20 protein-coding genes are annotated in these 24,305 nt (G+C 55.9%); 16 read left to right on the plus strand and 4 right to left on the minus strand.

The features are described from left to right. Positions 1–103 precede the first annotated feature (103 nt). Entirely contained in the window at positions 104–1,009 is a 906-nt protein-coding gene (gene mak / locus N2K86_RS04590; RefSeq protein WP_260660632.1) for a fructokinase, read from the plus strand. 122 nt (positions 1,010–1,131) lie between these two features. Here mak and sbcC read toward each other — a convergent pair whose 3' ends face one another. Further along, entirely contained in the window at positions 1,132–4,263 is a 3,132-nt protein-coding gene (gene sbcC / locus N2K86_RS04595; RefSeq protein ID WP_260660633.1) for an exonuclease subunit SbcC, read from the minus strand. Beyond that, a complete protein-coding gene (sbcD, locus tag N2K86_RS04600; protein ID WP_260660634.1) occupies positions 4,260–5,465 on the minus strand; it encodes an exonuclease subunit SbcD in 1,206 nt (401 codons plus the stop codon). Before sbcD ends, sbcC begins: the two co-directional genes overlap by 4 nt. A gap of 187 nt (positions 5,466–5,652) precedes the next feature. On the opposite strand from sbcD, the gene phoB reads away from it, so the two are divergent. The 8 genes from phoB (at position 5,653) to N2K86_RS04640 (ending at position 16,148) form a co-directional block, all read left to right on the plus strand. Then, positions 5,653–6,342, plus strand: coding sequence for a phosphate response regulator transcription factor PhoB (phoB, locus tag N2K86_RS04605; protein ID WP_010428026.1), 690 nt, complete (start codon positions 5,653–5,655; stop codon positions 6,340–6,342). A 21-nt stretch (positions 6,343–6,363) separates the two neighbouring features. Beyond that, the gene (gene phoR, locus N2K86_RS04610) at positions 6,364–7,659 is read left to right on the plus strand and encodes a phosphate regulon sensor histidine kinase PhoR (protein ID WP_260660635.1); all 1,296 of its coding nucleotides are present in this window, start codon (positions 6,364–6,366) and stop codon (positions 7,657–7,659) included. Between the two features lie 409 nt (positions 7,660–8,068). Further along, a complete protein-coding gene (brnQ, locus tag N2K86_RS04615) occupies positions 8,069–9,388 on the plus strand; it encodes a branched-chain amino acid transporter carrier protein BrnQ (RefSeq protein WP_047716261.1) in 1,320 nt (439 codons plus the stop codon). Between the two features lie 81 nt (positions 9,389–9,469). Continuing rightward, the gene (gene proY / locus N2K86_RS04620) at positions 9,470–10,843 is read left to right on the plus strand and encodes a proline-specific permease ProY (RefSeq protein ID WP_260660636.1); all 1,374 of its coding nucleotides are present in this window, start codon (positions 9,470–9,472) and stop codon (positions 10,841–10,843) included. Positions 10,844–11,005: 162 nt separating this feature from the next. After that, complete coding sequence (gene malZ / locus N2K86_RS04625) at positions 11,006–12,823, plus strand: maltodextrin glucosidase (RefSeq protein ID WP_260660637.1); 1,818 nt, start codon at positions 11,006–11,008, stop codon at positions 12,821–12,823. Between the two features lie 200 nt (positions 12,824–13,023). Continuing rightward, positions 13,024–13,665, plus strand: coding sequence for a hydrolase (locus N2K86_RS04630; protein ID WP_014069092.1), 642 nt, complete (start codon positions 13,024–13,026; stop codon positions 13,663–13,665). Positions 13,666–13,712: 47 nt separating this feature from the next. Continuing rightward, positions 13,713–14,258, plus strand: coding sequence for an antibiotic biosynthesis monooxygenase (locus N2K86_RS04635; RefSeq protein WP_260660638.1), 546 nt, complete (start codon positions 13,713–13,715; stop codon positions 14,256–14,258). A gap of 21 nt (positions 14,259–14,279) precedes the next feature. Further along, positions 14,280–16,148, plus strand: coding sequence for an amidohydrolase (locus N2K86_RS04640; RefSeq protein WP_260660639.1), 1,869 nt, complete (start codon positions 14,280–14,282; stop codon positions 16,146–16,148). 45 nt (positions 16,149–16,193) lie between these two features. Here N2K86_RS04640 and N2K86_RS04645 read toward each other — a convergent pair whose 3' ends face one another. Together N2K86_RS04645 and acpH are read right to left on the minus strand one after the other, a co-directional pair. Next, positions 16,194–16,796 carry a peroxiredoxin C gene (locus tag N2K86_RS04645; protein WP_003859113.1) on the minus strand — a complete coding sequence of 201 codons (603 nt, stop codon included), beginning with the start codon at positions 16,794–16,796 and terminating at the stop codon, positions 16,194–16,196. Positions 16,797–16,922: 126 nt separating this feature from the next. Continuing rightward, on the minus strand, positions 16,923–17,504 hold the full coding sequence (acpH, locus tag N2K86_RS04650; protein ID WP_260660640.1) for an ACP phosphodiesterase: 582 nt from the start codon (positions 17,502–17,504) through the stop codon (positions 16,923–16,925). A 92-nt stretch (positions 17,505–17,596) separates the two neighbouring features. Between acpH and queA the strand changes: the two genes are divergently transcribed. The 7 genes from queA to N2K86_RS04685 all read left to right on the plus strand — a co-directional run bounded on the left by queA (position 17,597) and on the right by N2K86_RS04685 (position 24,263). Then, positions 17,597–18,667 carry a tRNA preQ1(34) S-adenosylmethionine ribosyltransferase-isomerase QueA gene (queA, locus tag N2K86_RS04655; protein WP_260660641.1) on the plus strand — a complete coding sequence of 357 codons (1,071 nt, stop codon included), beginning with the start codon at positions 17,597–17,599 and terminating at the stop codon, positions 18,665–18,667. Positions 18,668–18,720: 53 nt separating this feature from the next. Beyond that, the gene (gene tgt / locus N2K86_RS04660) at positions 18,721–19,848 is read left to right on the plus strand and encodes a tRNA guanosine(34) transglycosylase Tgt (protein ID WP_089599266.1); all 1,128 of its coding nucleotides are present in this window, start codon (positions 18,721–18,723) and stop codon (positions 19,846–19,848) included. Between the two features lie 22 nt (positions 19,849–19,870). Further along, positions 19,871–20,203 (plus strand): preprotein translocase subunit YajC, encoded by a 333-nt coding sequence (gene yajC / locus N2K86_RS04665; protein ID WP_003021544.1) that lies wholly within the window; start codon positions 19,871–19,873, stop codon positions 20,201–20,203. 27 nt (positions 20,204–20,230) lie between these two features. Beyond that, complete coding sequence (secD, locus tag N2K86_RS04670) at positions 20,231–22,078, plus strand: protein translocase subunit SecD (RefSeq protein WP_260660642.1); 1,848 nt, start codon at positions 20,231–20,233, stop codon at positions 22,076–22,078. 10 nt (positions 22,079–22,088) lie between these two features. Then, positions 22,089–23,060 carry a protein translocase subunit SecF gene (gene secF / locus N2K86_RS04675; protein WP_260660643.1) on the plus strand — a complete coding sequence of 324 codons (972 nt, stop codon included), beginning with the start codon at positions 22,089–22,091 and terminating at the stop codon, positions 23,058–23,060. A 142-nt stretch (positions 23,061–23,202) separates the two neighbouring features. Then, positions 23,203–23,568, plus strand: coding sequence for a VOC family protein (locus tag N2K86_RS04680; RefSeq protein ID WP_089599269.1), 366 nt, complete (start codon positions 23,203–23,205; stop codon positions 23,566–23,568). A 14-nt stretch (positions 23,569–23,582) separates the two neighbouring features. After that, positions 23,583–24,263, plus strand: coding sequence for a helix-turn-helix transcriptional regulator (locus tag N2K86_RS04685; RefSeq protein ID WP_260660644.1), 681 nt, complete (start codon positions 23,583–23,585; stop codon positions 24,261–24,263). Positions 24,264–24,305 lie beyond the last annotated feature (42 nt).

Raw genomic sequence — 24,305 nt, forward strand, 5'->3', positions numbered from 1 at the left:
CGTTAAATCAGCGGGCATGATAACGAATTGTCGCATCGCTTGCATTGCTAATCGGGTAGGCGGCTTCTACTCTGTTGATAATCAAAATAATGAGGAGTCTCTTGTGCGTATTGGGATCGATTTAGGCGGCACCAAAACTGAAGTGATTGCGTTGAGCGAGCAGGGGGAACAGCTGTTTCGCCACCGCTTGCCTACGCCGCGTGATGATTATCACCAGACTATCGAGACGATTGCCCGGCTGGTCGAGATGGCCGAGCAGGCAACAGGGCAGACGGGCAGCGTTGGAATGGGGATCCCCGGGTCGATCTCGCCCTACACCGGCGTGGTGAAAAACGCCAACTCGACCTGGCTCAACGGCCAGCCGTTTGATAAAGATTTGAGCGCGCGTCTTAAACGCGATGTGCGTCTGGCTAACGATGCCAACTGTCTGGCGGTATCGGAAGCTATCGACGGTGCAGCTGCAGGCGCCCAGACCGTTTTTGCGGTCATTATCGGTACGGGCTGCGGCGCGGGTGTCGCCTTCGGCGGTCGCGCCCACATTGGTGGCAACGGCACGGCGGGCGAGTGGGGGCATAATCCATTACCGTGGATGGACGAAGACGAACTTAAATATCGCGCTGAAGTGCCGTGCTACTGCGGAAAGCAAGGCTGTATAGAGACCTTTATTTCCGGTACGGGGTTTGCTACGGACTACCATCGCCTGAGCGGGCAGCCGCTGAAGGGGAATGAGATTATGCGTCTGGTTGAAGAACAGGATCCGGTCGCGGAACTGGCGCTTAGCCGGTATGAAATGCGGCTGGCGAAATCGCTGGCGCACGTGGTTAACATTCTCGACCCGGATGTGATCGTGCTTGGCGGTGGGATGAGCAACGTTGACCGGCTGTACGCCACGGTGCCGAATTTGGTGAAACAGTGGGTTTTCGGCGGTGAGTGTGAAACCCCGATCCGCAAAGCGGTGCACGGGGATTCCAGCGGCGTGCGTGGCGCGGCTTGGCTGTGGCCACAGTGATAGATCTACTGGTGCGGTCTGTTCCCCCTCACCCCTGCCCTCTCCCTCAAGGGAGAGGGGGATCAATTCCCTCTCCCCGTGGGAGAGGGCCAGGGTGAGGGCACCAGATCGCCCCCCCCCATCTATTCCACCGCAAACACCTTATCCAGCCTGCTATAGCCCAGCCCGTTAATCTTCTTCACCTTGATCTGCACCGGAATGCGCTCCTTCATCGCCTCAACGTGGCTGATCACGCCGATAGTTTTGCCAGTGGCGTTCAGCGCATCGAGCGCATCCAGCGCAGTATCCAGCGTTTCGCTGTCCAGCGTGCCGAATCCTTCGTCGAGGAACAGGGAATCGATCCGCGTCTTGTGACTCACTAAATCCGACAGCGCCAGGGCCAGCGCCAGGCTCACCAGGAAGCTTTCGCCGCCAGACAGGGTTCGAGTATCGCGCACCGCGTCCGCCTGCCAGGTATCGACCACTTCCAGCTCCAGCGCATCGCTGACTTTGCGCTGAAGCAGATAGCGTCCATGCAGGCGATTAAGCTGCTGATTAGCGAGCCAGACCAGATTATCCAGCGTCAGCCCCTGAGCGAATTTACGGAATCGGTCCCCGGTGCTGGAGCCAATCAGGGAATTCAGGTAGCCCCAGTCGTCAGCCAGGCGTGCTGCCTCTTCTATTTGCTGCATAAGCGCCTGCTGGTGCAGACGGTTATCGCTGTCCTGCTTGAGCTGCTGGCGGATTTCACCCTGATGCGTGGTGTTCTCACGAAGTTGATGTGCCAGTTGCTGCAATTGCGTTTGCAATGTTTGAACATCGGCGTCCAGCCCTTCCGGGCGCAGCGCCTGATGGTCCTGTCGCTGCCGGGTCGCTTGTGCGGAGAGTGCTGTCGCCTGCTGCACCTGGTTTTCCAGCGTCTGCTTTAGCTGCTCAAGGCGTCGAACGGTGTCGGCATCCAGCAGCGCAGAAAGGAACGCGTCCTGATCCTCAAAACAACTTGCAGCCAGTGCCGCGGCGAATTGCGCCTGTGACTGCTGCAAACGTTCGTTCTCAAGCGCCTCCTGCTGCTGTTGCGCCGTAAGCTGACTTTGCAGCGACACGCATTCGTCGTGAATTTCGCGCCAGTTCGCGGGTATCGCCGTTTCGGCTTCAGTGGCCTCCGCTGCCGGAAGGGTGTCGAGCACCGGCGTCAGGGCGTTAATACGCTCCAGCGTCGCGCCGTGCTGGGTCTGTTTCTCCTGCCACTGTGCGTATTCACTTTCACGTGAGGCGAGCCAGACGGATTCAGTGCCTGCATCTGGAATACCCAGCGACAGCGTATGCAGGGACGTTTCCACTGCCTGACGCGTCGCCGCAAGCTGTTGCTGGTACTGACGCTCCTGTTCTTCCTGCTGGCTAAGCTGGGTTTGTAGGGTCAAACGCTGGCTGAGCTGGTAAAGCTGCTGCTCGTAGTGCTCCTGCTCGCTCATCCACGGGGCAATATCCTCCTGAATATTCAGCGTAATATTCAGAGAGGCACACACCTCCAGCCACTCTTTAGTGAGCGCTTGCTCTTCCTGAGAGAGCGCCTGCGCTTCGTCTGTCTCGCGTTGGATCTGCTGTGACAGGGCATTAACCTGGCCGAGAACTAACAAACCTTCATCTTTGAGTGCGGCGACCTCTTTTGCTAACCGATCGCGGCGGCGTTGATTTTCACTGAGCTCCAGCGCCTGGTATGCCGTCACGGCGGGATGGGTAGTGGAGCCGCACAGCGGGCAAGGTAGCCCGGCCTGGAGTTGAGCACGCTCCGCCTCAAGGCCTTTGATTTTCTCTTCCTGCCTGCATAGCGTTTCAACGTCCAGATAATGCTGGTTTTTTTCTTTATACTGCTGGCGGCGTTGTGCCAGCGTTTCGTTAAGCGCGACCAGCCCGGCCTGTGCTTTTTGCACGCTTTCGGCATTCTGGCGCTGACGTTTTTGCAGCGGTTGATAGCGGGCATGGAGAGCTGTCAGGCGCTGGCGCGTAGACCGGGTTTGCGCCTGTTTCTCCATCGCCATTGCGGCTTCGTCAGCCGTCAGCGTGAGGGAACTTTCTGGCAGTCCTGACAGCTTATGGCGTAATTCAGTGATACGCGCAGCAAGCGTAGTGAGCTGATTTTTATCGCGATTAAGCTGGGAGAAGTGAGCCCGCCAGCCTGCAATCTCCTGGCCCCACAGGCGGTACCGCTCATGGTCTGCCAGCCACTGTGCCAGTGCCGCCAGTTCTGTCTGCAGCTGCGTATGAGTATGTAAAGCGCCGTTGCGGATCCGCGAACGCAAGGCGGTTTTTTCCAGTAAGCGAGTATTTACTTCAACAATACGCTGCTTCGTTTGCGCCAGGCGTGATGCCTGTTCTTGTTGATGTTCCCACAGTGGGCGGAGTTGGGATGCGGGTTGCGCGAGCTGGAGCTTTGCCAGATCGGGCGCCGCATCGGCCAGCGCCTGTTGCGTCTGCTGCTGTAAGATCGTGGCGCGCTGCTGTTCGCGGATAAGCTCCTCGCTGCGCGTAAGCCACTGAAATTCTTTCTGATGGTTCTGCTGCTGCGCCAGCAGGGTTTTCTCTTCGTCAGTAAGTGCCTGCAAACTTTGCTGCAACTGCTGCTGCTGTTCTTCGCTCAACAGGACAACGCCTGCCGCTTGCGCTTCGCACATCTCAAGCGCATTGCGCGCGGCTTTGTGTTTTTCAAACACCATGGCGGAAATCTGGCCGTAGATCTCGGTGCCGGTTAGCTCTTCCAGCAGCTCCGCACGATCGCTCGGTTTGGCGTTAAGGAAGGCTGCAAACTGTCCCTGAGAGAGCAGCATTGAGCGGGTAAAACGGCCGTAGTCCAGCCCGGTAAGTGCTGCCGTTTGTTCCAGTTTATCCGTCACTTTGTCGGCGAGGATTTTTCCGTCTTCACAGCGTGCCAGCTCCACGCGCGGGGCCTGCAGGTTCCCGTCAGGCTGATTGCGCGCACGGTTCTGGCTCCAGAACGCACGATAGGCGATGCCTTTTACCTCGAACTCCACTTCCGCCAGGCACTCGGCGGTGTCGCGCGTCATCAGGTCGTTTTGCGCCTGAGAGACCTTTTGCAGTCGTGGCGTTTCGTGGTAAAGCGCCAGGCAGATGGCGTCGAGCAGGGTGGTTTTCCCGGCACCGGTAGCACCGGTAATGGCAAACAGCCCGTTGCTGGCAAATGGCTCAGCGGTAAAGTCGATTTTCCACTCGCCCTTGAGGGAGTTCAGGTTTTTCAGGCGCAGGCTGAGAATTTTCATGCGTTTTCTCCCTCATCGTTAAGCACATGCAGGGTATGCGTGAACAGCTCGTTGAGCCTTACTCGCTTCGCGTCGTCAATCTCTTCCTGAGACAACCGGCGCGCAAACACCTCTTCGACCCGCAGTTCACTCAGCGTTTCACGCTGTGCACCTAACAGAATTTTCTCGCGCTGCTCCCGGCTGCGGCGAACCAGTAAGACCTCGACGGGCAGATCTTCCGTCAGTGCCTGAATTTTTCTTTGCATATCATGCAGGTAGTCATCGGTGGTGATTTCGATATCCAGCCAGACGGGCGGAGCCTGCTCGACACCACGCCACTGCTCAAGTTGTTCAGCAATGGCCGCCAGATCGCCTTTTAGCACGGCCAGTGGTTGGGTAACGGGCACGTCCAGCGTCTCGACAGCGCTGAGTTTACCGTCGGTAAAACTGACCAGATGCACGGATTTGGCTTTGCCTGTTTCATCGAAGCTGAGTGAAATGGGTGAGCCGCAATAGCGGATATGCTCGCAGCCGCCGACGATCTGCGCGCGGTGAATGTGTCCGAGCGCAATGTAGTCGGCTGGCGGGAAGTTCTGCGCCGGGAAGGCATCCAGCGTGCCGATATAGATGTCACGTACGGCGTCACTTTTACTGGCCCCAACGGTAGTGAGATGCCCGGTCGCAATCACCGGGATTGCCGCTTCGCCGCGCAGGGCGCAGGCATCGGTATGCTGCTGGTGATAATAATCAGTGATAGCCTGTAATAAATGCTGTTGCTTTTCGCCGCCGGAAAGTCCCGCCTGGCTTTGTACGATATCGCGCGGACGCAAAAACGGAATGGGACACAGCACCGCTCCCGGCGTGCCGTCACGTTTTTTCAGGATCTGCGGGGCATGTCCGGCGCTGGCCACCACGGTGGTATTGAGAAACGCCAGAATATCGCGGGATTCATTCAGCGTGGCCACAGAATCGTGATTTCCGGCGACAATCACCAGATGACAGCCGGTCTGCTGCAGATTCACCACGAAACGGTTATAGAGCTCACGCGCATAGCTGGGAGGTGAACCGGTATCGAAGATATCACCCGCCACAATAATCGCGTCCACCTCGTGCGTCTGGGCCGTCTCCAGCAGCCAGTTCAGGAAGGCTTCATGTTCAGCCGCACGGCTTTTGCTGTAAAAATTTTGACCCAGATGCCAGTCCGAGGTGTGAAGTATGCGCATAGCTGTTCCGTGGCAAAATTGAGAAAGCAGGATTATAAACTGTCAGGGAGTGGAAAATAACCGCTGTAATAAAACAACAGTTTGCCATTTATAGTGGTAAGGTTTTTCATAAATCTGTCATAAATCTGACGCATAATGACGCCGCATTACAAACTTGTAACTTAAATAAGATAAGACAGGGCAAAGTATGGCGAGACGTATTCTGGTCGTAGAAGATGAAGCTCCAATTCGTGAAATGGTGTGCTTCGTGCTCGAACAAAATGGCTTCCAGCCGGTTGAAGCGGAAGATTATGACAGCGCGGTGAACCAGCTGAATGAACCCTGGCCCGATCTGATTCTGCTTGACTGGATGTTGCCTGGCGGCTCTGGACTGCAGTTTATCAAACATCTAAAACGTGAAGCGATGACCCGCGATATTCCGGTGGTCATGCTCACAGCGCGCGGTGAAGAAGAGGATCGCGTGCGCGGTCTGGAAACCGGCGCGGACGATTACATCACCAAGCCGTTCTCCCCCAAAGAACTGGTTGCTCGCATCAAAGCCGTTATGCGCCGCATTTCGCCGATGGCGGTAGAAGAGGTGATTGAGATGCAGGGCCTGAGCCTTGACCCCACCTCACACCGCGTGATGACGGGCGAAAATCCCCTCGACATGGGGCCTACCGAATTTAAACTCCTGCACTTCTTCATGACCCACCCGGAACGCGTATACAGCCGCGAGCAGTTGCTGAATAACGTCTGGGGAACTAACGTGTATGTGGAAGACCGGACGGTTGATGTGCATATTCGCCGCCTGCGTAAAGCACTGGAGCTGAGCGGTCACGATCGCATGGTGCAGACGGTCCGCGGTACGGGTTATCGTTTTTCGACCCGTTTCTGAACAGTGACAGGAGTGTGACGCGTGCTGGAACGTCTGTCATGGAAAAGGCTCGTCTTTGAACTGATCTTATGCTGTATTCCGGCCTTTATTCTGGGGGCCATCTTTGGGCATCTGCCTTGGTTTTTGCTGGCGGCAGTGACCGGGTTATTAGTCTGGCATTTCTGGAACTTACTGCGCCTCTCCTGGTGGCTGTGGGTGGACAGAAGCATGACCCCTCCGCCGGGAAGCGGGAGCTGGGAACCGCTGCTGTATGGCCTGCACCAGATGCAGATGCGTAATAAAAAACGTCGTCGCGAGCTGGGAAGCTTAATCAAACGCTTTCGCAGCGGCGCGGAGTCGCTGCCGGATGCCGTCATTCTGACCACTGAAGAAGGCACGATTTTCTGGTGTAACGGCCTGGCGCAACAGCTGCTGGGCCTGCGCTGGCCGGACGATAATGGGCAAAATATTCTTAACCTGCTGCGTTATCCGGAGTTCACGCTGTATCTGAAAAAACGTGATTTTACGGGGCCGCACAATCTGAGGCTCAACAACGGGCGCCATCTGGAAATCCGCGTGATGCCTTACAGCGATCGACAGTGGCTGATGGTGGCGCGGGATGTCACCCAGATGCACCAGCTGGAAGGGGCGAGACGCAACTTCTTCGCAAACGTGAGCCACGAATTACGCACCCCGTTGACCGTGCTTCAGGGCTACCTGGAGATGATGCAGGAGCAAACGCTCGAAGGTGCGCCGCGTGAAAAAGCGCTGCACACCATGCGCGAGCAAACGCACCGTATGGAAGGTCTGGTCAAGCAGCTGCTGACGCTCTCGAAGATTGAAGCCGCACCTTCACTGGCACTGAATGACACCATCGACGTGCCGATGATGCTGCGGGTGGTGGAGCGGGAAGCGCAAACGTTAAGCCATAAAAAACATCAAATTAGCTTTGAGGTCGACAGCGCCCTGAAGGTGCTCGGCAGTGAAGATGAGCTGCGCAGCGCCATCTCCAACCTGGTGTATAACGCGGTGAATCATACGCCGGAGGGGACCCATATCGTGGTGCGCTGGCAGCGTGTGACCGCGGGCGCTGAGTTTAGCGTTGAGGACAACGGGCCGGGGATTGCCCCTGAGCACATACCGCGTCTGACCGAGCGATTCTACCGTGTGGATAAAGCGCGCTCGCGGCAGACCGGGGGAAGCGGTCTGGGGCTGGCGATTGTGAAACACGCGGTGAATCATCATGAAAGCCGTCTTGATATTCAGAGTACGCTGGGTAAAGGAACCCGCTTCAGCTTTGTTATTCCGGAACGATTAATTGCCAAAAAGATCGCCTGACGGCAGGCGTGTCATTTTACCTTTCCACGGGTCAGCATTTGCTGGCCCGTTTGCTTTGCAGTCAAGCGAAACGCGTGTGAATATTATACGGTTGATGCTTTTTTGTTCGCATGATTAGCCATGGGTTTTTCTTATAATTAGCGTATTGTTCTGGTCTGGTTTTTCATGCTGGTATATTGTTCTGGTTTTGCGATCCCTCCTTGCCTTTAAACGTTATAAGCGTTTAAATTGCCCCCCAGATACTGTCAGACCGACTGTATTTGCGTGGTAAATCGAAAAACTATTCTTCTCCACGCCAGGACGGGAGCATTTCCCGCTGAAATTGAGCAAATTTTCCGCTGTATCGTCCCATCAGGGATAGCGAAAATCTCAACGTTTTCAACACCACATCCACAGGCAGTAAGGTTTTATGACCCATCACTTAAAATCGCGTGACATCATCGCGCTGGGCTTTATGACATTTGCGCTGTTCGTTGGCGCAGGTAATATCATTTTCCCTCCAATGGTTGGCTTACAGGCGGGTGAACACGTCTGGACGGCTGCGTTTGGTTTCCTGATTACTGCCGTGGGTCTTCCGGTCCTCACCGTTATCGCGCTGGCGAAAGTCGGTGGCGGCGTGGACAGCCTCAGCACCCCGATTGGCAAAGTGGCTGGCGTTCTGCTGGCGACCGTCTGCTATCTGGCCGTTGGTCCGCTGTTTGCCACCCCGCGTACCGCGACCGTTTCCTTTGAAGTGGGGATCGCTCCGCTGACGGGTGACGGCGCGATGCCGCTGTTTATCTACAGCCTGATCTACTTCGCAATCGTAATACTGGTTTCCCTTTATCCGGGCAAATTGCTGGATACCGTGGGTAACTTCCTGGCGCCGCTGAAAATTGTGGCACTGATCGTGCTGGCGGTGGCGGCCATCGTCTGGCCTGCAGGCCCGATTAGCGACGCAATGGACGCCTATAAAAACGCTGCGTTCTCTAACGGCTTTGTGAACGGCTATCTGACGATGGATACGCTGGGCGCGATGGTGTTTGGTATCGTTATCGTCAATGCCGCGCGTTCCCGCGGTGTGACGGAAGCGCGCCTGCTGACCCGCTATACCATCTGGGCTGGCCTGATGGCCGGTGTGGGTCTGACGCTTCTGTATCTGGCACTGTTCCGCCTGGGTTCCGACAGCGCGATGCTGGTCGATCAAAACGCCAACGGTGCAGCTATCCTGCACGCTTACGTTCAGCACACCTTCGGTGGTGCGGGCAGCATGCTGCTGGCGGCGCTGATTTTCCTGGCGTGTCTGGTGACGGCGGTTGGCCTGACCTGTGCCTGCGCAGAGTTCTTTGCACAGTATCTGCCGCTCTCTTACCGCACCCTGGTGTTTATCCTTGGTATTTTCTCCATGGCGGTGTCCAACCTCGGTCTGAGCCACCTGATTCAGGTCTCTATTCCGGTACTGACGGCGATTTACCCGCCGTGCATCGTGCTGGTGGTGCTGAGCTTTACTCGCCCGTGGTGGAACAACTCGTCGCGAATTATTGCACCAGCCATGTTTATCAGCCTGATTTTTGGTATCCTTGACGGGATTAAAGCATCAGCTTTCGCAGACATTCTGCCTGCGTGGACACAGCGTCTGCCGCTGTCTGAGCAAGGCCTGGCCTGGCTGATGCCTACCGTTGTCGCACTGGTTCTGGCGATTATCTGGGACCGTGCTGCAGGGCGTCAGGTCGCATCGAACGCCCATTAATCAACGGCAACAAACTGTTTAACCACGGGGCTTAAAGCCCCGTGGTTTTTTGTTTTTTTTGTGTTGAATGGCAAGATTTAAATGGAAAGCACTAACAAACTTAAACGTGGATTGAGCACCCGCCACATCCGCTTTATGGCGCTGGGCTCGGCTATCGGCACCGGTCTTTTTTATGGCTCGGCAGATGCCATCAAAATGGCCGGTCCAAGCGTTCTGCTGGCGTACATCATCGGCGGTGTTGCGGCCTATATCATCATGCGCGCGCTGGGTGAGATGTCGGTTCACAACCCGTCTGCCAGCTCCTTCTCCCGCTACGCGCAGGAAAACTTAGGCCCGCTGGCCGGGTTTATCACCGGCTGGACCTACTGCTTTGAAATCCTGATTGTGGCGATTGCCGACGTGACCGCGTTTGGCATCTATATGGGCGTCTGGTTCCCGGCGGTGCCGCACTGGATATGGGTGCTGAGCGTGGTGCTGATCATCTGCGCCGTCAACCTGATGAGCGTGAAGGTGTTTGGTGAGCTGGAGTTCTGGTTCTCCTTCTTTAAGGTCGCGACCATTATCATCATGATCCTCGCCGGTTTCGGCATCATCATCTGGGGTATCGGTAATGGCGGTCAGCCGACCGGCATCCATAACCTGTGGACGAACGGCGGCTTCTTCAGCAACGGCTGGCTCGGCATGGTGATGTCGCTTCAGATGGTCATGTTCGCCTACGGCGGTATCGAGATTATTGGGATCACCGCCGGGGAAGCGAAAGACCCGGAGAAATCCATTCCGCGCGCCATCAACTCCGTGCCGATGCGTATACTGGTGTTTTATGTGGGTACGCTGTTCGTGATTATGTCCATCTACCCGTGGAACCAGGTCGGCACCAACGGCAGCCCATTTGTTCTGACCTTCCAGCACATGGGTATCGCCTTTGCCGCCAGCATTCTCAACTTTGTGGTGCTGACCGCGTCGCTGTCGGCCATCAACAGTGACGTCTTTGGCGTAGGCCGTATGCTGCACGGCATGGCGGAGCAGGGCAGCGCGCCGAAGGTGTTCGCCAAAACCTCACGCCGCGGCACGCCGTGGGTGACCGTCGTGGTCATGACCGTGGCGCTGCTGTTCTCGGTTTACCTGAATTACATCATGCCGGAAAACGTCTTCCTGGTAATTGCCTCACTGGCGACCTTCGCGACGGTGTGGGTGTGGATCATGATCCTGCTGTCGCAGATTGCCTTTCGCCGTCGTCTGTCGCCGGATGAGGCGAAAGCGCTGAAGTTCAAAGTACCGGGCGGGGTGGCAACCACCGTCGTTGGGCTGATCTTCCTGGTGTTTATCATTGGGCTGATTGGCTACCACCCGGACACCCGTATTTCCCTGTATGTGGGCTGCGCGTGGATCGTCCTGCTGCTGGTGGGCTGGATGTTCAAATGCCGCCGTGACCGTCAGTTGGCAGAAGCACAGTAACATCCTTTTCCCCTCTCCACGTGGGAGAGGGTTAGGGTGAGGGCATCAGGTCGCACTGATGCCTACTCCCCCGTCCTCCTCCCCCAATAAATCACGTCATGGTGAGCTATCCTTAACCACCCTGTGGCAAGGTGACGTCAATTTCATCAAAGGGGATTCGTGATGTTAAATGCCTGGCACCTTCCGGTTGCCCCATTTGTTAAGCAAAACAAAGACAACCTTGTGATTACGCTCTGGCTGGCGGGGGAAAATCAGCCTGAACGCGTGACGCTCCGCGCCGAAATAGATAACGAAGAGACCGGGCTGAAAATGCACAAGCTGCGCAGTCAGCCGCAGCCAGGGATCACCGCATGGCGGGCGAATATCGACCTGCGCAGCGGCCAGCCGCGTCGCCGTTACAGCTTCAAACTGTTGTGGAATAACCGTCAGCTGTGGTTTACCCCGCAGGGGTTTAGCCGTTTTCCGCCCGCACGGCTGGAGCAGTTTGCGGTCGATTACCCGGATAACGGCCCGCAGTGGGTTAACGATCAGATCTTTTACCAGATTTTCCCGGACCGCTTTGCGCGCAGCGAAAAGCGCACCGCGCAGCAGGATAAGGTTTATTACCACCACGCGGCGGGTCACGACGTCATTATGAAAGCGTGGGATGATCCGGTGACGGCGCAGGCTGGCGGCTCGACCTTTTACGGCGGCGATCTCGACGGCATCAGCGAAAAACTGCCGTACCTGAAAAAACTGGGCGTGACGGCGCTCTACCTGAACCCGGTGTTTAAAGCCCCAAGCGTGCACAAATACGATACGCAGGATTATCGCCACGTTGACGAACAGTTTGGCGGTGACGAGGCGCTGATGCGCCTGCGTAAGAACACCCAAAATGAAGGCATGCGCCTGATTCTGGACGGCGTGTTCAACCACAGCGGAGATTCACACGCCTGGTTTGACCGCCATAATCAGTCGATGGGCGGGGCATGTCATAACCCGGACTCGCCGCAGCGTGACTGGTACAGCTTTAACGAGGAGGGACGCGCGCTGGACTGGCTGGGTTACGCCAGCCTGCCGAAGCTGGATTTCCAGTCGCCAACGCTCGTGAATGAAATCTACGGCGGCGAAGACAGCATCGTGCGCCACTGGTTGAAAGCGCCATGGAATATGGACGGCTGGCGTCTGGACGTGGTGCATATGCTCGGTGAAGCAGGCGGGGCGCAGAATAACCTTCAGCACGTCGCGGGGATCACGCGCTCGGCGAAAGCGGCCCAGCCTGAAGCGTTTGTCTTCGGCGAGCACTTTGGCGACGCGCGCCAGTGGCTGCAGAACGATGCGGAAGATGCGGCGATGAACTATCGCGGCTTCACCTTCCCGCTGTGGGGATTCCTCGCTAACACCGATATCTCCTACGATCCGAACCATATCGACGCTGAAACCTGCATGGCGTGGATGGAGAACTATCGCGCCGGTCTGTCTCATCAGCAGCAGCTGCGGATGTTCAACCAGCTCGATAGCCACGATACCGCCCGCTTTAAATCCCTGCTCGGCAAGGATGTAGCCCGTCTGCCGCTGGCGGTCACCTGGCTCTTCACCTGGCCGGGCGTGCCGTGCATTTATTACGGCGACGAGGTGGGGCTGGACGGCAACAACGATCCGTTCTGTCGTAAAACCTTCCCGTGGGAGCCCGCGAAACAGGACAAGGTGCTGTTCAGCCTGTATCAGCGGCTGGCGAAGCTGCGTAAGCAGAGTCTCGCCCTGCGCTACGGTGGCTGTCAGGTGGCCTATGCGCACGATAACGTGGTGGTGTTTGCCCGCGTCTATAACCAGCAGCGCGTGCTGGTGGCGATCAACCGGGGCGAGGCCTGTGAAGTTGTCCTGGACCATTCCCCGCTGCTTAACGTGAAGGTATGGCAACTTAAAGAAGGTAAGGGCGTTATTCAGGAAGGGATCTTCTCTCTGCCTGCAATATCCGCTTCTATCTGGTTCGGCCATTAACCCTGCCTCTGCAACCGGTATACGAGTCGGTTGCAGAATATTCCCCTAGGTTGTTCTGATAAATTCAACAGAGGGGACAAATATCTTTACTATCCGCTTAATCAATTCTCGCTATACTCAATTTGCTTTATCAGTCAGGGCCCTTTCTCATATAGCACACTAAATTTTTCTCTTTTAACTTATTGATTAAAAGGTTTTTTATGTCTATTCGTGAACTGATTGATCCGTCCAATTCCGCATTGATTTTTATCGATCACCAGCCACAGATGTCCTTTGGCGTCGCTAATATTGATCGCCAACTGCTGAAAAATAATACGGTTGCCCTGGCAAAAGCCGGCAAAATTTTTGATGTTCCTGTTATCTACACCTCAGTCGAAACCAAAAGCTTCAGCGGCTATATCTGGCCCGAGCTGCTGGCGGTGCATCCGGATGTTAAGCCGATTGAGCGCACCTCTATGAACTCCTGGGAAGATGATGCGTTTGTTGCGGCAGTCAAAGCCACGGGCCGTAAGAAACTTATTATCTCTGCCCTGTGGACTGAAGTGTGTCTGACCTTCCCGGCACTGATGGCGCTGGATGAAGGCTTCGAAGTCTATGTGGTGACTGACACCTCCGGTGGCACCTCCGTAGATGCCCATGAGCGCGCTATTGACCGCATGGTGCAGGCGGGTGCCGTGCCTGTGACCTGGCAGCAGGTACTGCTGGAGTACCAGCGCGACTGGTCACGCAAAGGGACTTACGACGCGGTCATGGACCTGGTACGAGAGCACAGCGGAGCTTACGGTATGGGGGTTGATTATGCCTACACCCTCGTTCACGGTGCGCCAGAGCGTAAAGCGTAAACCTTTCAGGGCGGGGTCCTCCCGCCCGCTCATGACCAGGAGCTTTTATGGCGCAAACATCCCATGTCACGCTGGTGATCGCTCACACCCTTCTTCCGGGACAGTCTGAGCGGTACGAGCAGTGGCTCGGCAAAATCATGCCCATCGCGGCGGAATTTCCCGGCCATCTGGGCGCAAATGTCATTCGTCCTGCCGAAGGGCAGACGCTGTGGACGGTGGTTATCCGCTTCGACACTATCGAACACCTTTACGCGTGGACGCAGTCTGATACACGCAATGGGCTGGTGAAAGAGATTGAGTCCCTACTGGCGGAAGGCGATAAAACTGAAGTGCGCACCGAGCCGGCATTCTGGTTCACGCCGCCGGAACCGCACGTGCGTAAACCGAAGCAGTGGAAGCAATTTCTCATCACGTTGCTGGTGATTTTTCCAAGCACCAACGTAGTGCCGCTGGTGACAGGCTTATTGCTGCCTGGTCTGAAAGGCTCATTATTGCTGCATTTGATTAACGATGCCTGTGTGGTCGCGCTGGTGGTCTGGCTGTGGATGCCCATCGTGACCCGTCTGTTTGCCGGATGGCTGAAAAAAGCCTGATTCGGTTCAAAGGAGTACGTTATGTCCCAAACTGCCACACTGATCTTAACCAAAGGTCAGATCCATACCCTCGATCGTGAAAATCCGCTCACGGAAGCGGTGGCGATTGCCAATGGCAAGATCCTCGCTACAGGCAATCACGATCGCATCATGAGCTATGCGACGCAGGGAACACAGATCGTCGACCTGAAAGGGAGTACGGTGATCCCCGGCCTGAACGACTCGCACCTGCACCTGATCCGCGGCGGGCTGAACTACAACCTTGAACTGCGCTGGGAAGGTGTGCCCTCGCTGGTGGATGCGTTGCGCATGCTGAAAGATCAGGCCGATCGTACACCGTCACCACAGTGGGTGCGCGTCGTCGGTGGCTGGAGCGAATTCCAGTTTGCCGAGCGTCGGATGCCGACCATCGAAGAGCTTAACGAGGCGGCACCTGACACTCCTGTGTTTGTGCTTCATCTTTACGATCGCGCGTTGCTTAACCGCGCCGCGCTGAAAGCGGTTGGCTATACCAAAGAGACACCGAACCCGCCGGGTGGTGAAATCGTGCGTGATAACAACGGCAACCCAACCGGGATGCTTATCGCCAAACCGAATGCGATGATCCTTTACGCCACGCTGGCGAAAGGGCCGAAGCTGCCTATTGAGCAGCAGGTGAACTCCACGCGCCAGTTTATGCGTGAGCTGAACCGTCTGGGGCTGACCAGCGCCATCGACGCGGGCGGCGGTTTCCAGAACTACCCGGAAGATTACGAGGTGATCGCTGAGCTGCATGCCAAGGAGCAGATGACGGTGCGTATCGCCTACAACCTCTTTACCCAGCGTCCGAAGCAGGAGCTGGAAGATTTTGAGCGCTGGACCGATATGCTGAAGCCTGGACAGGGAACTGACTTCTATCGCGCTAACGGTGCAGGCGAAATGCTGGTCTTCTCGGCGGCAGATTTTGAAGACTTCCTCCAGCCGCGCCCGGATCTCCCGGAGGGGATGGAGGATGAGCTGGAGCGAGTGGTGCGCCACCTGGTGGAAAACCGCTGGCCGTTCCGTCTGCATGCCACCTATGACGAATCCATCAGCCGCATGCTGGACGTCTTTGAAAAGGTGAACCGGGATATTCCCTTTAATGGCCTGCACTGGTTCTTCGACCACGCAGAAACAATCACCGAGCATAATATCGAGCGCGTAAAGGCGCTCGGCGGCGGGATTGCGGTGCAGCACCGTATGGCATTCCAGGGCGAGTATTTTGTCGATCGCTACGGTAAAGAGGCGGTGAAACATACGCCGCCGGTGGCGAAAATGCTTGAGCTGGAGGTGCCGGTTGGGTTAGGGACGGACGCTACGCGTGTGGCGAGCTACAATCCGTGGACGGCACTTTATTGGTTGGTGTCTGGCCGTACGGTGGGTGGGCTGGCAATGTATGATGACAACAACCGTCTGCCGCGTGAGGTGGCGCTGGAGCTGTGGACTGCAGGGAGCGCGTGGTTCTCCAGCGAGCAGGGCAAAAAAGGGCGGCTTGTTGAAGGACAGCTGGCGGATCTGGTGGTGCTGTCGAAAGACTACTTCAGCGTGGCGGAAGAGGAAATTAAAGGCATTGAATCGGTGCTGACGGTCGTGGATGGCAAAGTAGTATACGCCGCCGGGCATTTCAGCCCTCTATCCCCTCCGTCGATCCCGGTTTTGCCCGAGTGGTCACCCGTAGTGAAAGTGCCAGGGCATTATCGCTCTGCACCGCCTGCGACCAGTAAAGTGGGCGCGGTAGTACAGATGCACCAGTGCATCGGCAGCTGTGGGGTGCATGGTCATGCGCACGGCATTGCACGTCAGTCGGATATTCCGGTCTCGGATGAGCAGGCGTTCTGGGGCGTGTTAGGCTGTTCTTGCTTCGCGTTCTAAATAAAAAGGCCCGCATCAGCGGGCCTTCGTCGTAAACCGTGCCGATTACAGGCTGGATACGTTCTCAGACAGGTATTTAGCCACGCCGTCTGGGGAAGCAGCCATACCTTCTTTACCTTTTTCCCACTGAGCCGGGCACACTTCACCGTGCTCTTCGTGGAACTGCAGCGCGTCAACCATGCGCAGCATTTCGTCGATGTTACGACCCAGCGGCAGATCGTTTACAACCTGGTGACGAACGATGCCGTTTGCGTCGATCAGGAAAGAACCGCGCAGCGCAACGCCAGCGTCCGGATGTTCGATACCGTAAGCCTGCTGGATTTCGCGTTTGATGTCCGCAACCATTGCGTATTTCACCGCACCGATGCCGCCATTTTCGACAGGGGTGTTACGCCATGCGTTGTGTACAAATTCAGAGTCGAAGGAGACGCCAACCACTTCCACGCCACGCTTCTGGAATTCTTCATAACGTTTGTCGAACGCGATCAGCTCAGACGGGCAAACGAAAGTGAAGTCCATTGGCCAGAAGAACAGAACGGTCGCTTTACCGTTGGTGTGCTGTTTGAAGTTGAAGTTTTCAACGATTTCACCATTGCCCAGAACTGCTGCAGCTGTAAAATCCGGAGCCGGACGAGTTACCAGAACCATATGATTCTCCTGTAGATACTAAGGTTATTTGGAACGCAACGCGGGCCAGTATAGAGAGTGTTCGGGAATAAGACAAAGAGGTGGTGACAATCGTTCCGCCAGCTTTTACCTATCAATGTAAATCTGTCACAGTTGTTTGTTTTGCGCTTGCATCATCATGAGCGGGTAAAATTGCCAGAAACGCGTTTCCAGCGCATCGTAATGCTCATCCAGGTCATACCAGGAGTCGCGCAGGGCATCCAGTCGCGGGCGACGGCTCGCCATCCCATTCAGTACATTCTGGATGAAATCCATCTCGCCGTAGCGCTCCAGCCAGCGTTCCGACCACAGGTAATTATTCAGATTCACAAATCGCGGCGGTGAGTCCGGTAAAATAATCGACACCTGCTGATGGGCATAGCGCACAAATTCGGGTAGCGGCATCTCCGGCGAAAGCTGTTCCCAGTGGCGCGACAGGAAGTGATCCCACATCACATCGAGCGTGATCGGCGCAACGCGGCGCGTCTCAGGGCGAAACCACGCTTTGGCTTCCGTTACTTCCGGCAGGTTATCGGTCAGCACGTCGATGCGGCGGTGCATAAAAATTCCGTCGACAACCTCAGGGGAATACTCTTCTGCAGGGTTGCCGCGTACAAAATCGGCCAGCAAATTGCCGGAAAGGGAGCTGTCAGCGAGGTGTGCGAGATGCAGGTGAGCGAGAAAATTCATGCGTTTTATTTGTCCGGGGGCGGCTAGTTGTTGCAGCAAAAGAGTGTGAGCACTAGACTATGCCGCCTGTTTTTAAGTCACGAGTATACGTCATGCGCGTCGCCGATTTCTCCTTTGAACTACCTGAATCCCTGATTGCTCACTATCCCATGCCCGAGCGCAGCAGCTGTCGCTTGCTATCACTGGATGGGCCGACGGGCGAACTGACGCACGGTACTTTCACCGATTTGCTCGACAAGCTCAACCCTGGCGATCTGCTGGTCTTTAACAATACCCGCGTGATCCCGGCGCGCCTGTTTGGCCGTAAAGCCAGCGGCGGCAAGATTGAAGTGCTGGTCGAACGTATGCTCGATGATAAACGTATTCTGGCACATATTCGCGCATCCAAAGCGCCTAAGCCGGGCGCGGAACTGCTGTTGGGCGATGACGAGAGCATCAAAGCAACCATGACCGCGCGTCAGGACGCGCTGTTTGAGGTGGCGTTCGACGACGAGCGCACGGTGCTCGATATTCTGAACGCCATCGGCCACATGCCGCTGCCGCCGTACATTGAGCGTCCGGACGAAGAAGCTGACCGCGAACTGTACCAGACCGTCTACAGCCAGAAGCCGGGTGCCGTCGCTGCGCCGACCGCGGGCCTGCATTTTGATGAGCCACTGCTGGAAAAACTGCGTGCGAAGGGCGTGGAGATGGCGTTCGTGACGCTGCACGTCGGCGCGGGGACCTTCCAGCCGGTGCGTGTGGACAGCATTGAAGACCACATCATGCACTCTGAATACGCCGAAGTACCGCAAGAGGTTGTGGATGCGGTTCTGGCGGCAAAAGGCCGCGGTAGCCGCGTGATTGCTGTGGGCACAACTTCCGTGCGTTCGCTTGAGAGCGCCGCGCAGGCAGCGAAAAGCGATCTCATTGAGCCGTTCTTTGGCGATACGCAGATCTTTATCTACCCGGGCTATCAGTACAAAGTGATTGATGCGCTGGTGACCAACTTCCATTTGCCTGAATCGACGCTGATTATGCTGGTTTCCGCGTTTGCCGGTTATCAGCATACGATGAACGCCTACAAGTCTGCGGTAGAACAAAAATATCGCTTTTTTAGCTACGGGGACGCGATGTTTATCACGTACAATCCGCTGGCTTTGAATGAGCGTGTCGGGGAATAAGTCCGCGGCACCGTTTTACAACGTTGGACTGTTTTTCTGACGTCGGAGAAAAAATGAAATTTGAACTCGATACCACCGACGGCCGCGCGCGTCGCGGTCGCCTGGTGTTTGATCGCGGCGTGGTGGAAACCCCCGCGTTTATGCCTGTGGGCACGTACGGCACCGTCAAAGGGATGACGCCGGAAGAAGTAGAAGCCACTGGCGCACAGATTATCCTCGGTAACACCTTCCACCTGTGGCTGCGTCCGGGTCAGGAGATCATGAAGCTCCACGGCGACCTGCACGATTTCATGCAGTGGAAAGGCCCTATCCTGACCGACTCCGGCGGCTTCCAGGTCTTCAGCTTGGGCGATATCCGCAAGATCACCGAAAAGGGCGTTCACTTCCGTAACCCGATCAACGGCGATCCGATTTTCCTCGATCCGGAAAAATCCATGGAGATTCAGTACGATCTCGGCTCCGATATCGTGATGATCTTCGACGAATGTACGCCGTACCCGGCGGACTGGGACTACGCCAAGCGCTCCATGGAAATGTCCCTGCGCTGGGCGCAGCGCAGCCGCGACCGTTTTGACTCCTTACAGAACAAAAATGCGCTGTTCGGCATCATCCAGGGCAGCGTTTACGAAGATTTACGCGATATCTCCGTTAAAGGTCTGGTAGAGATAGGTTTTGATGGCTACGCTGTCGGCGGTTTGGCTGTGGGTGAACCGAAGGAAGACATGCACCGCATTCTGGAACATGTCTGCCCGCAAATCCCGGCGGATAAACCACGATACCTGATGGGTGTGGGTAAACCAGAAGATCTGGTTGAAGGCGTTCGTCGCGGCATTGATATGTTCGACTGCGTCATGCCAACCCGCAACGCGCGTAACGGTCATCTGTTCGTTACCGATGGCGTGGTAAAAATCCGTAACGCGAAGCATAAGAGTGACACCAGCCCGCTCGATTCCGAGTGCGATTGCTATACCTGTCGCAATTATTCTCGCGCGTATCTCCATCATCTCGATCGTTGTAACGAGATTTTGGGCGCGCGTCTCAATACCATTCATAATCTTCGTTATTATCAGCGCTTAATGGCTGGTTTACGTAAGGCTATCGAAGAGGGTAAATTAGAGAGCTTCGTGACCGATTTCTACCAACGTCAGGGCCGGGATGTCCCACCTTTGAACGTTGATTAATTTTAATAATGAGGGAATTTGAATGAGCTTTTTTATTTCTGATGCGGTAGCAGCAACAGGTGCGCCAGCGCAGGGCAGCCCGATGTCTCTGATTCTGATGCTGGTTGTGTTTGGTCTGATCTTCTACTTCATGATCCTGCGTCCACAGCAGAAGCGCACCAAAGAGCACAAAAATCTGATGAACTCCATTGCGAAGGGCGATGAAGTGCTGACCAACGGTGGCCTGGTCGGTCGCGTGACCAAAGTAGCGGAAAGCGGCTACATTGCAATCGCTCTGAACGACACCACTGAAGTGGTTATCAAACGTGACTTCGTAGCTGCCGTTCTGCCGAAAGGCACCATGAAGGCGCTGTAATCCCAACTTTTCCCAAAGGGAACTGCCGTGTTAAACCGTTATCCTTTGTGGAAGTACGTCATGCTGGTGGTCGTCATTGTTGTCGGCCTGCTGTATGCGCTTCCCAACCTGTATGGTGAGGATCCGGCCGTTCAAATCACTGGCGCGCGCGGTGTCGCCGCCAGTGAGCAAACGCTGATCCAGGTCCAGAAAACGTTACAAGAAGAAAAAATTACCGCTAAGTCTGTGGCACTGGAAGAGGGCGCAATTCTTGCTCGCTTCGACACCACCGACACGCAGCTCCGCGCCCGTGAAGCGCTGATGGGCGTGCTGGGTGATAAGTATGTCGTGGCGCTTAACCTTGCTCCTGCAACCCCGCGTTGGCTGGCTGCGCTGAACGCAGAGCCAATGAAACTCGGTCTTGACCTGCGTGGCGGCGTTCACTTCCTGATGGAAGTGGATATGGATACCGCGCTTGGCAAGCTGCAGGAACAGAACATCGACAGCCTGCGCAGCGATCTGCGTGAGAAAGGCATTGCGTACACAACCGTGCGTAAAGAAGATAACTACGGCATGAGCATCACGTTCCGCGACAGCGCGGCACGCGACCAGGCTGTAACTTACCTGTCTCAACGTCACCGCGATCTGGTCATCACCTCTCAGGGCAGCAGCCAGCTGCGCGCGGTGATGACGGATGCACGTCTGAGCGAAGCGCGTGAATACGCCGTTCAGCAGAACATCAACATTCTGCGTAACCGTGTAAACCAACTGGGCGTGGCCGAGCCGCTGGTACAGCGTCAGGGTGCTGACCGTATCGTGGTTGAACTGCCGGGTATCCAGGACACCGCGCGTGCGAAAGAGATTCTCGGTGCGACCGCGACGCTGGAATTCCGTCTGGTGAATACCAACGTCGATCAGTCCGCTGCCGCGTCTGGCCGCATTCCGGGCGACTCCGAAGTGAAAGAGACCCGCGAAGGTCAGCCGGTTGTGCTGTACAAACGCGTGATCCTGACCGGTGACCACATCACCGACTCCACTTCAAGCCAGGATGAGTACAACCAGCCGCAGGTTAACATCTCGCTGGACAGCGCGGGTGGCAACATCATGTCGAACTTCACCAAGGACAATATCGGTAAGCCGATGGCGACCCTGTTCGTGGAGTACAAAGACAGCGGTAAGAAAGATGCCAAAGGCCGTTCCGTTCTGGTGAAAGAGGAAGAGGTGATTAACATCGCCAATATCCAGTCTCGTCTGGGTAACAGCTTCCGTATCACCGGTATCAACAACCCGAATGAAGCCCGCCAGCTTTCACTGCTGCTGCGTGCCGGTGCGCTGATTGCGCCAATTCAAATTGTTGAAGAACGTACCATTGGTCCTACCCTGGGTATGCAGAACATCAAACAGGGCCTGGAAGCGTGTCTGGCCGGTCTGGTGGTCTCCATTATCTTTATGATCTTCTTCTATAAGAAGTTTGGTCTGATTGCGACCTCCGCGCTGCTGGCGAACCTGGTGCTGATCATCGGTATCATGTCCCTGCTGCCGGGCGCAACGCTGACCATGCCAGGTATAGCGGGTATCGTTCTAACCCTTGCGGTGGCGGTCGACGCTAACGTACTGATAAACGAACGTATCAAAGAAGAGTTGAGCAACGGTCGCTCTGTGCAACAGGCGATTGAAGAAGGTTACAAAGGTGCGTTCAGCTCTATCTTCGATGCGAACGTAACAACACTGATTAAGGTTCTTATCCTGTATGCAGTGGGTACTGGCGCGATCAAAGGCTTTGCGATTACTACCGGTATCGGTGTTGCAACGTCAATGTTTACCGCTATTGTCGGCACCCGTGCCATCGTGAACCTGCTGTACGGCGGCAAGCGCGTCAAAAAGCTGTCTATCTGAGGAGTGCGTTGTGGCACAGGAATATACTGTTGAACAATTGAACCACGGCCGTAAAGTCTGGGACTTTATGCGCTGGGACTACTGGGCCTTCGGCATTTCAGGTTTTCTGCTGATTCTGTCCATCGTCATTATGGGCGTGAAAGGCTTTAACTGGGGTCTGGATTTTACCGGTGGTACGGTAATTGAAATCTCCCTGGAAAAACCGGTCGATATGGACGAAATGCGCCTGTCGCTGCAGAAAGCGGGCTTTGAAGAGCCGCTGCTGCAAAACTTCGGCAGCAGTCGTGACATCATGGTGCGTATGCCACCGGTGCACGATGCTAACGGCAGCCAGGAGCTGGGCAGCAAGGTCGTTCACGTTATTAACGAATCGACCAGCCAGAACGCAACGGTTAAGCGTATTGAGTTCGTTGGCCCGAGCGTGGGTGCGGACCTGGCGCAAACCGGCGCGATGGCGTTGATGGTGGCGCTGATTTCCATCCTGATCTACGTTGGTTTCCGCTTCGAGTGGCGACTGGCGGCAGGTGTGGTTATCGCTCTGGCGCACGACGTGGTCATCACCATGGGCGTACTGTCTCTGTTCCACATTGAGATTGACCTGACGATTGTGGCATCCCTGATGTCCGTTATCGGTTACTCACTGAACGACAGTATCGTGGTATCTGACCGTATTCGTGAAAACTTCCGTAAGATCCGTCGCGGTACGCCGTACGAAATCTTCAACGTGTCGTTGACCCAGACGCTGCACCGTACCTTGATCACATCCGGAACGACCTTAATGGTTATCCTGATGCTGTATCTCTTCGGTGGTCCGGTGCTGGAAGGCTTCTCGCTGACCATGCTGATTGGTGTGTCTATCGGTACGGCGTCGTCTATTTACGTCGCGTCCGCACTGGCACTGAAACTCGGCATGAAGCGCGAGCACCTGCTCCAGCAGAAAGTCGAAAAAGAAGGGGCGGATCAGCCGTCAATTCTGCCGTAAGACAGTGTCTTACGCGTTATCGAAATCCCGGTCGGCTGGCCGGGATTTTTTTTGCCTGTTCCTGACATACACTCCTGACAGTATGCTGTCAGGAGCCCTGTCGTAGACTCCTTCTGAACCCAAACAACAGGCAGGAGGATGTATGAAAAGTGTGATTAACTGGTTTGAAATCCCGGTCGCCGATATGGATCGCGCCATCAAATTTTATGAACCGGTAATGCAGGTTACGCTGAAGCGGGAGAAAATGGACGTTGCAGAGCTGGCGATTTTCCCGCACGAAGACCCGGCAACCGGCGGCGCGCTGGCGAAATTTGACGGCGTTACGCCGTCGCAGCAGGGCGCTATTATTTATCTGCATACTGACAATCTGGCGGCCACGCTTGATCGTATTGCCTCTGCAGGCGGTGCGTGCGTCTTTGGTCCGCTGGAATTGCCGCGAGGCATTGGCACCATTGCTTTGTTCACCGACAGCGAAGGTAATCGCGTCGGCCTTCATCAACCGGCCTGAGAGCAAAAGAGACGATGACCCGACGCGCTGACCGTTTGTTTCAGATTGTGCAGATCCTGCGGGGCAGGCGTCTGACAACGGCAGCGCATCTGGCGGAGCGGCTCGGCGTCTCCGAGCGCACGATCTATCGTGATATCCGCGACCTGTCGCTTTCCGGCGTGCCGGTGGAAGGTGAGGCGGGGAGCGGATATCGGCTGATGTCGGGTTTTGACCTGCCGCCGCTGATGCTGACAAATAAAGAGTCCGAGGCGCTGATCGTCGCGATCCGCCTGCTTAAAACCTGGGGAGGGGAATCGCTGTCGCGCGAGCTGGAGTCGGCCCAGGAGAAGGTGCTGGCGATCCTGCCCGAGGAGAGCCGACGCAAGGCAGAGCAGACGCGAATTTATGCGCCGGATATTGCGCTTCAGCCCCATTCTCGCAGCGGATTTGATGTGATTCATCAGGCGATATCTGCGCAGCGCGTGCTGGCGCTGCACTACCGTGATGAGGCCGGGCAGTTAACCTGGCGTAAGGTGCAGCCGCTTGGGCTGTTCTTCTGGGGGGAGCATTGGCTTTTGGCTGCGTGGTGCGAGCGGCGCGATGACTACCGCTGTTTCCGGCTCGACAGGTGTTTGAATATTGCACTGACGGAAAGACGCTTTAGCGAGAGCGCGGATCGCTCGCTCGCGGATTTTTTGCGGAAGGTTAAGCAGTGAAAAGCCAGCTCTTGAGCTGGCTTTTGCGCCGGGTGGCGCTTC

Source organism: Enterobacter mori (genome assembly GCF_025244905.1).
Taxonomy (GTDB): Bacteria; Pseudomonadota; Gammaproteobacteria; order Enterobacterales; family Enterobacteriaceae; genus Enterobacter; species Enterobacter mori_A.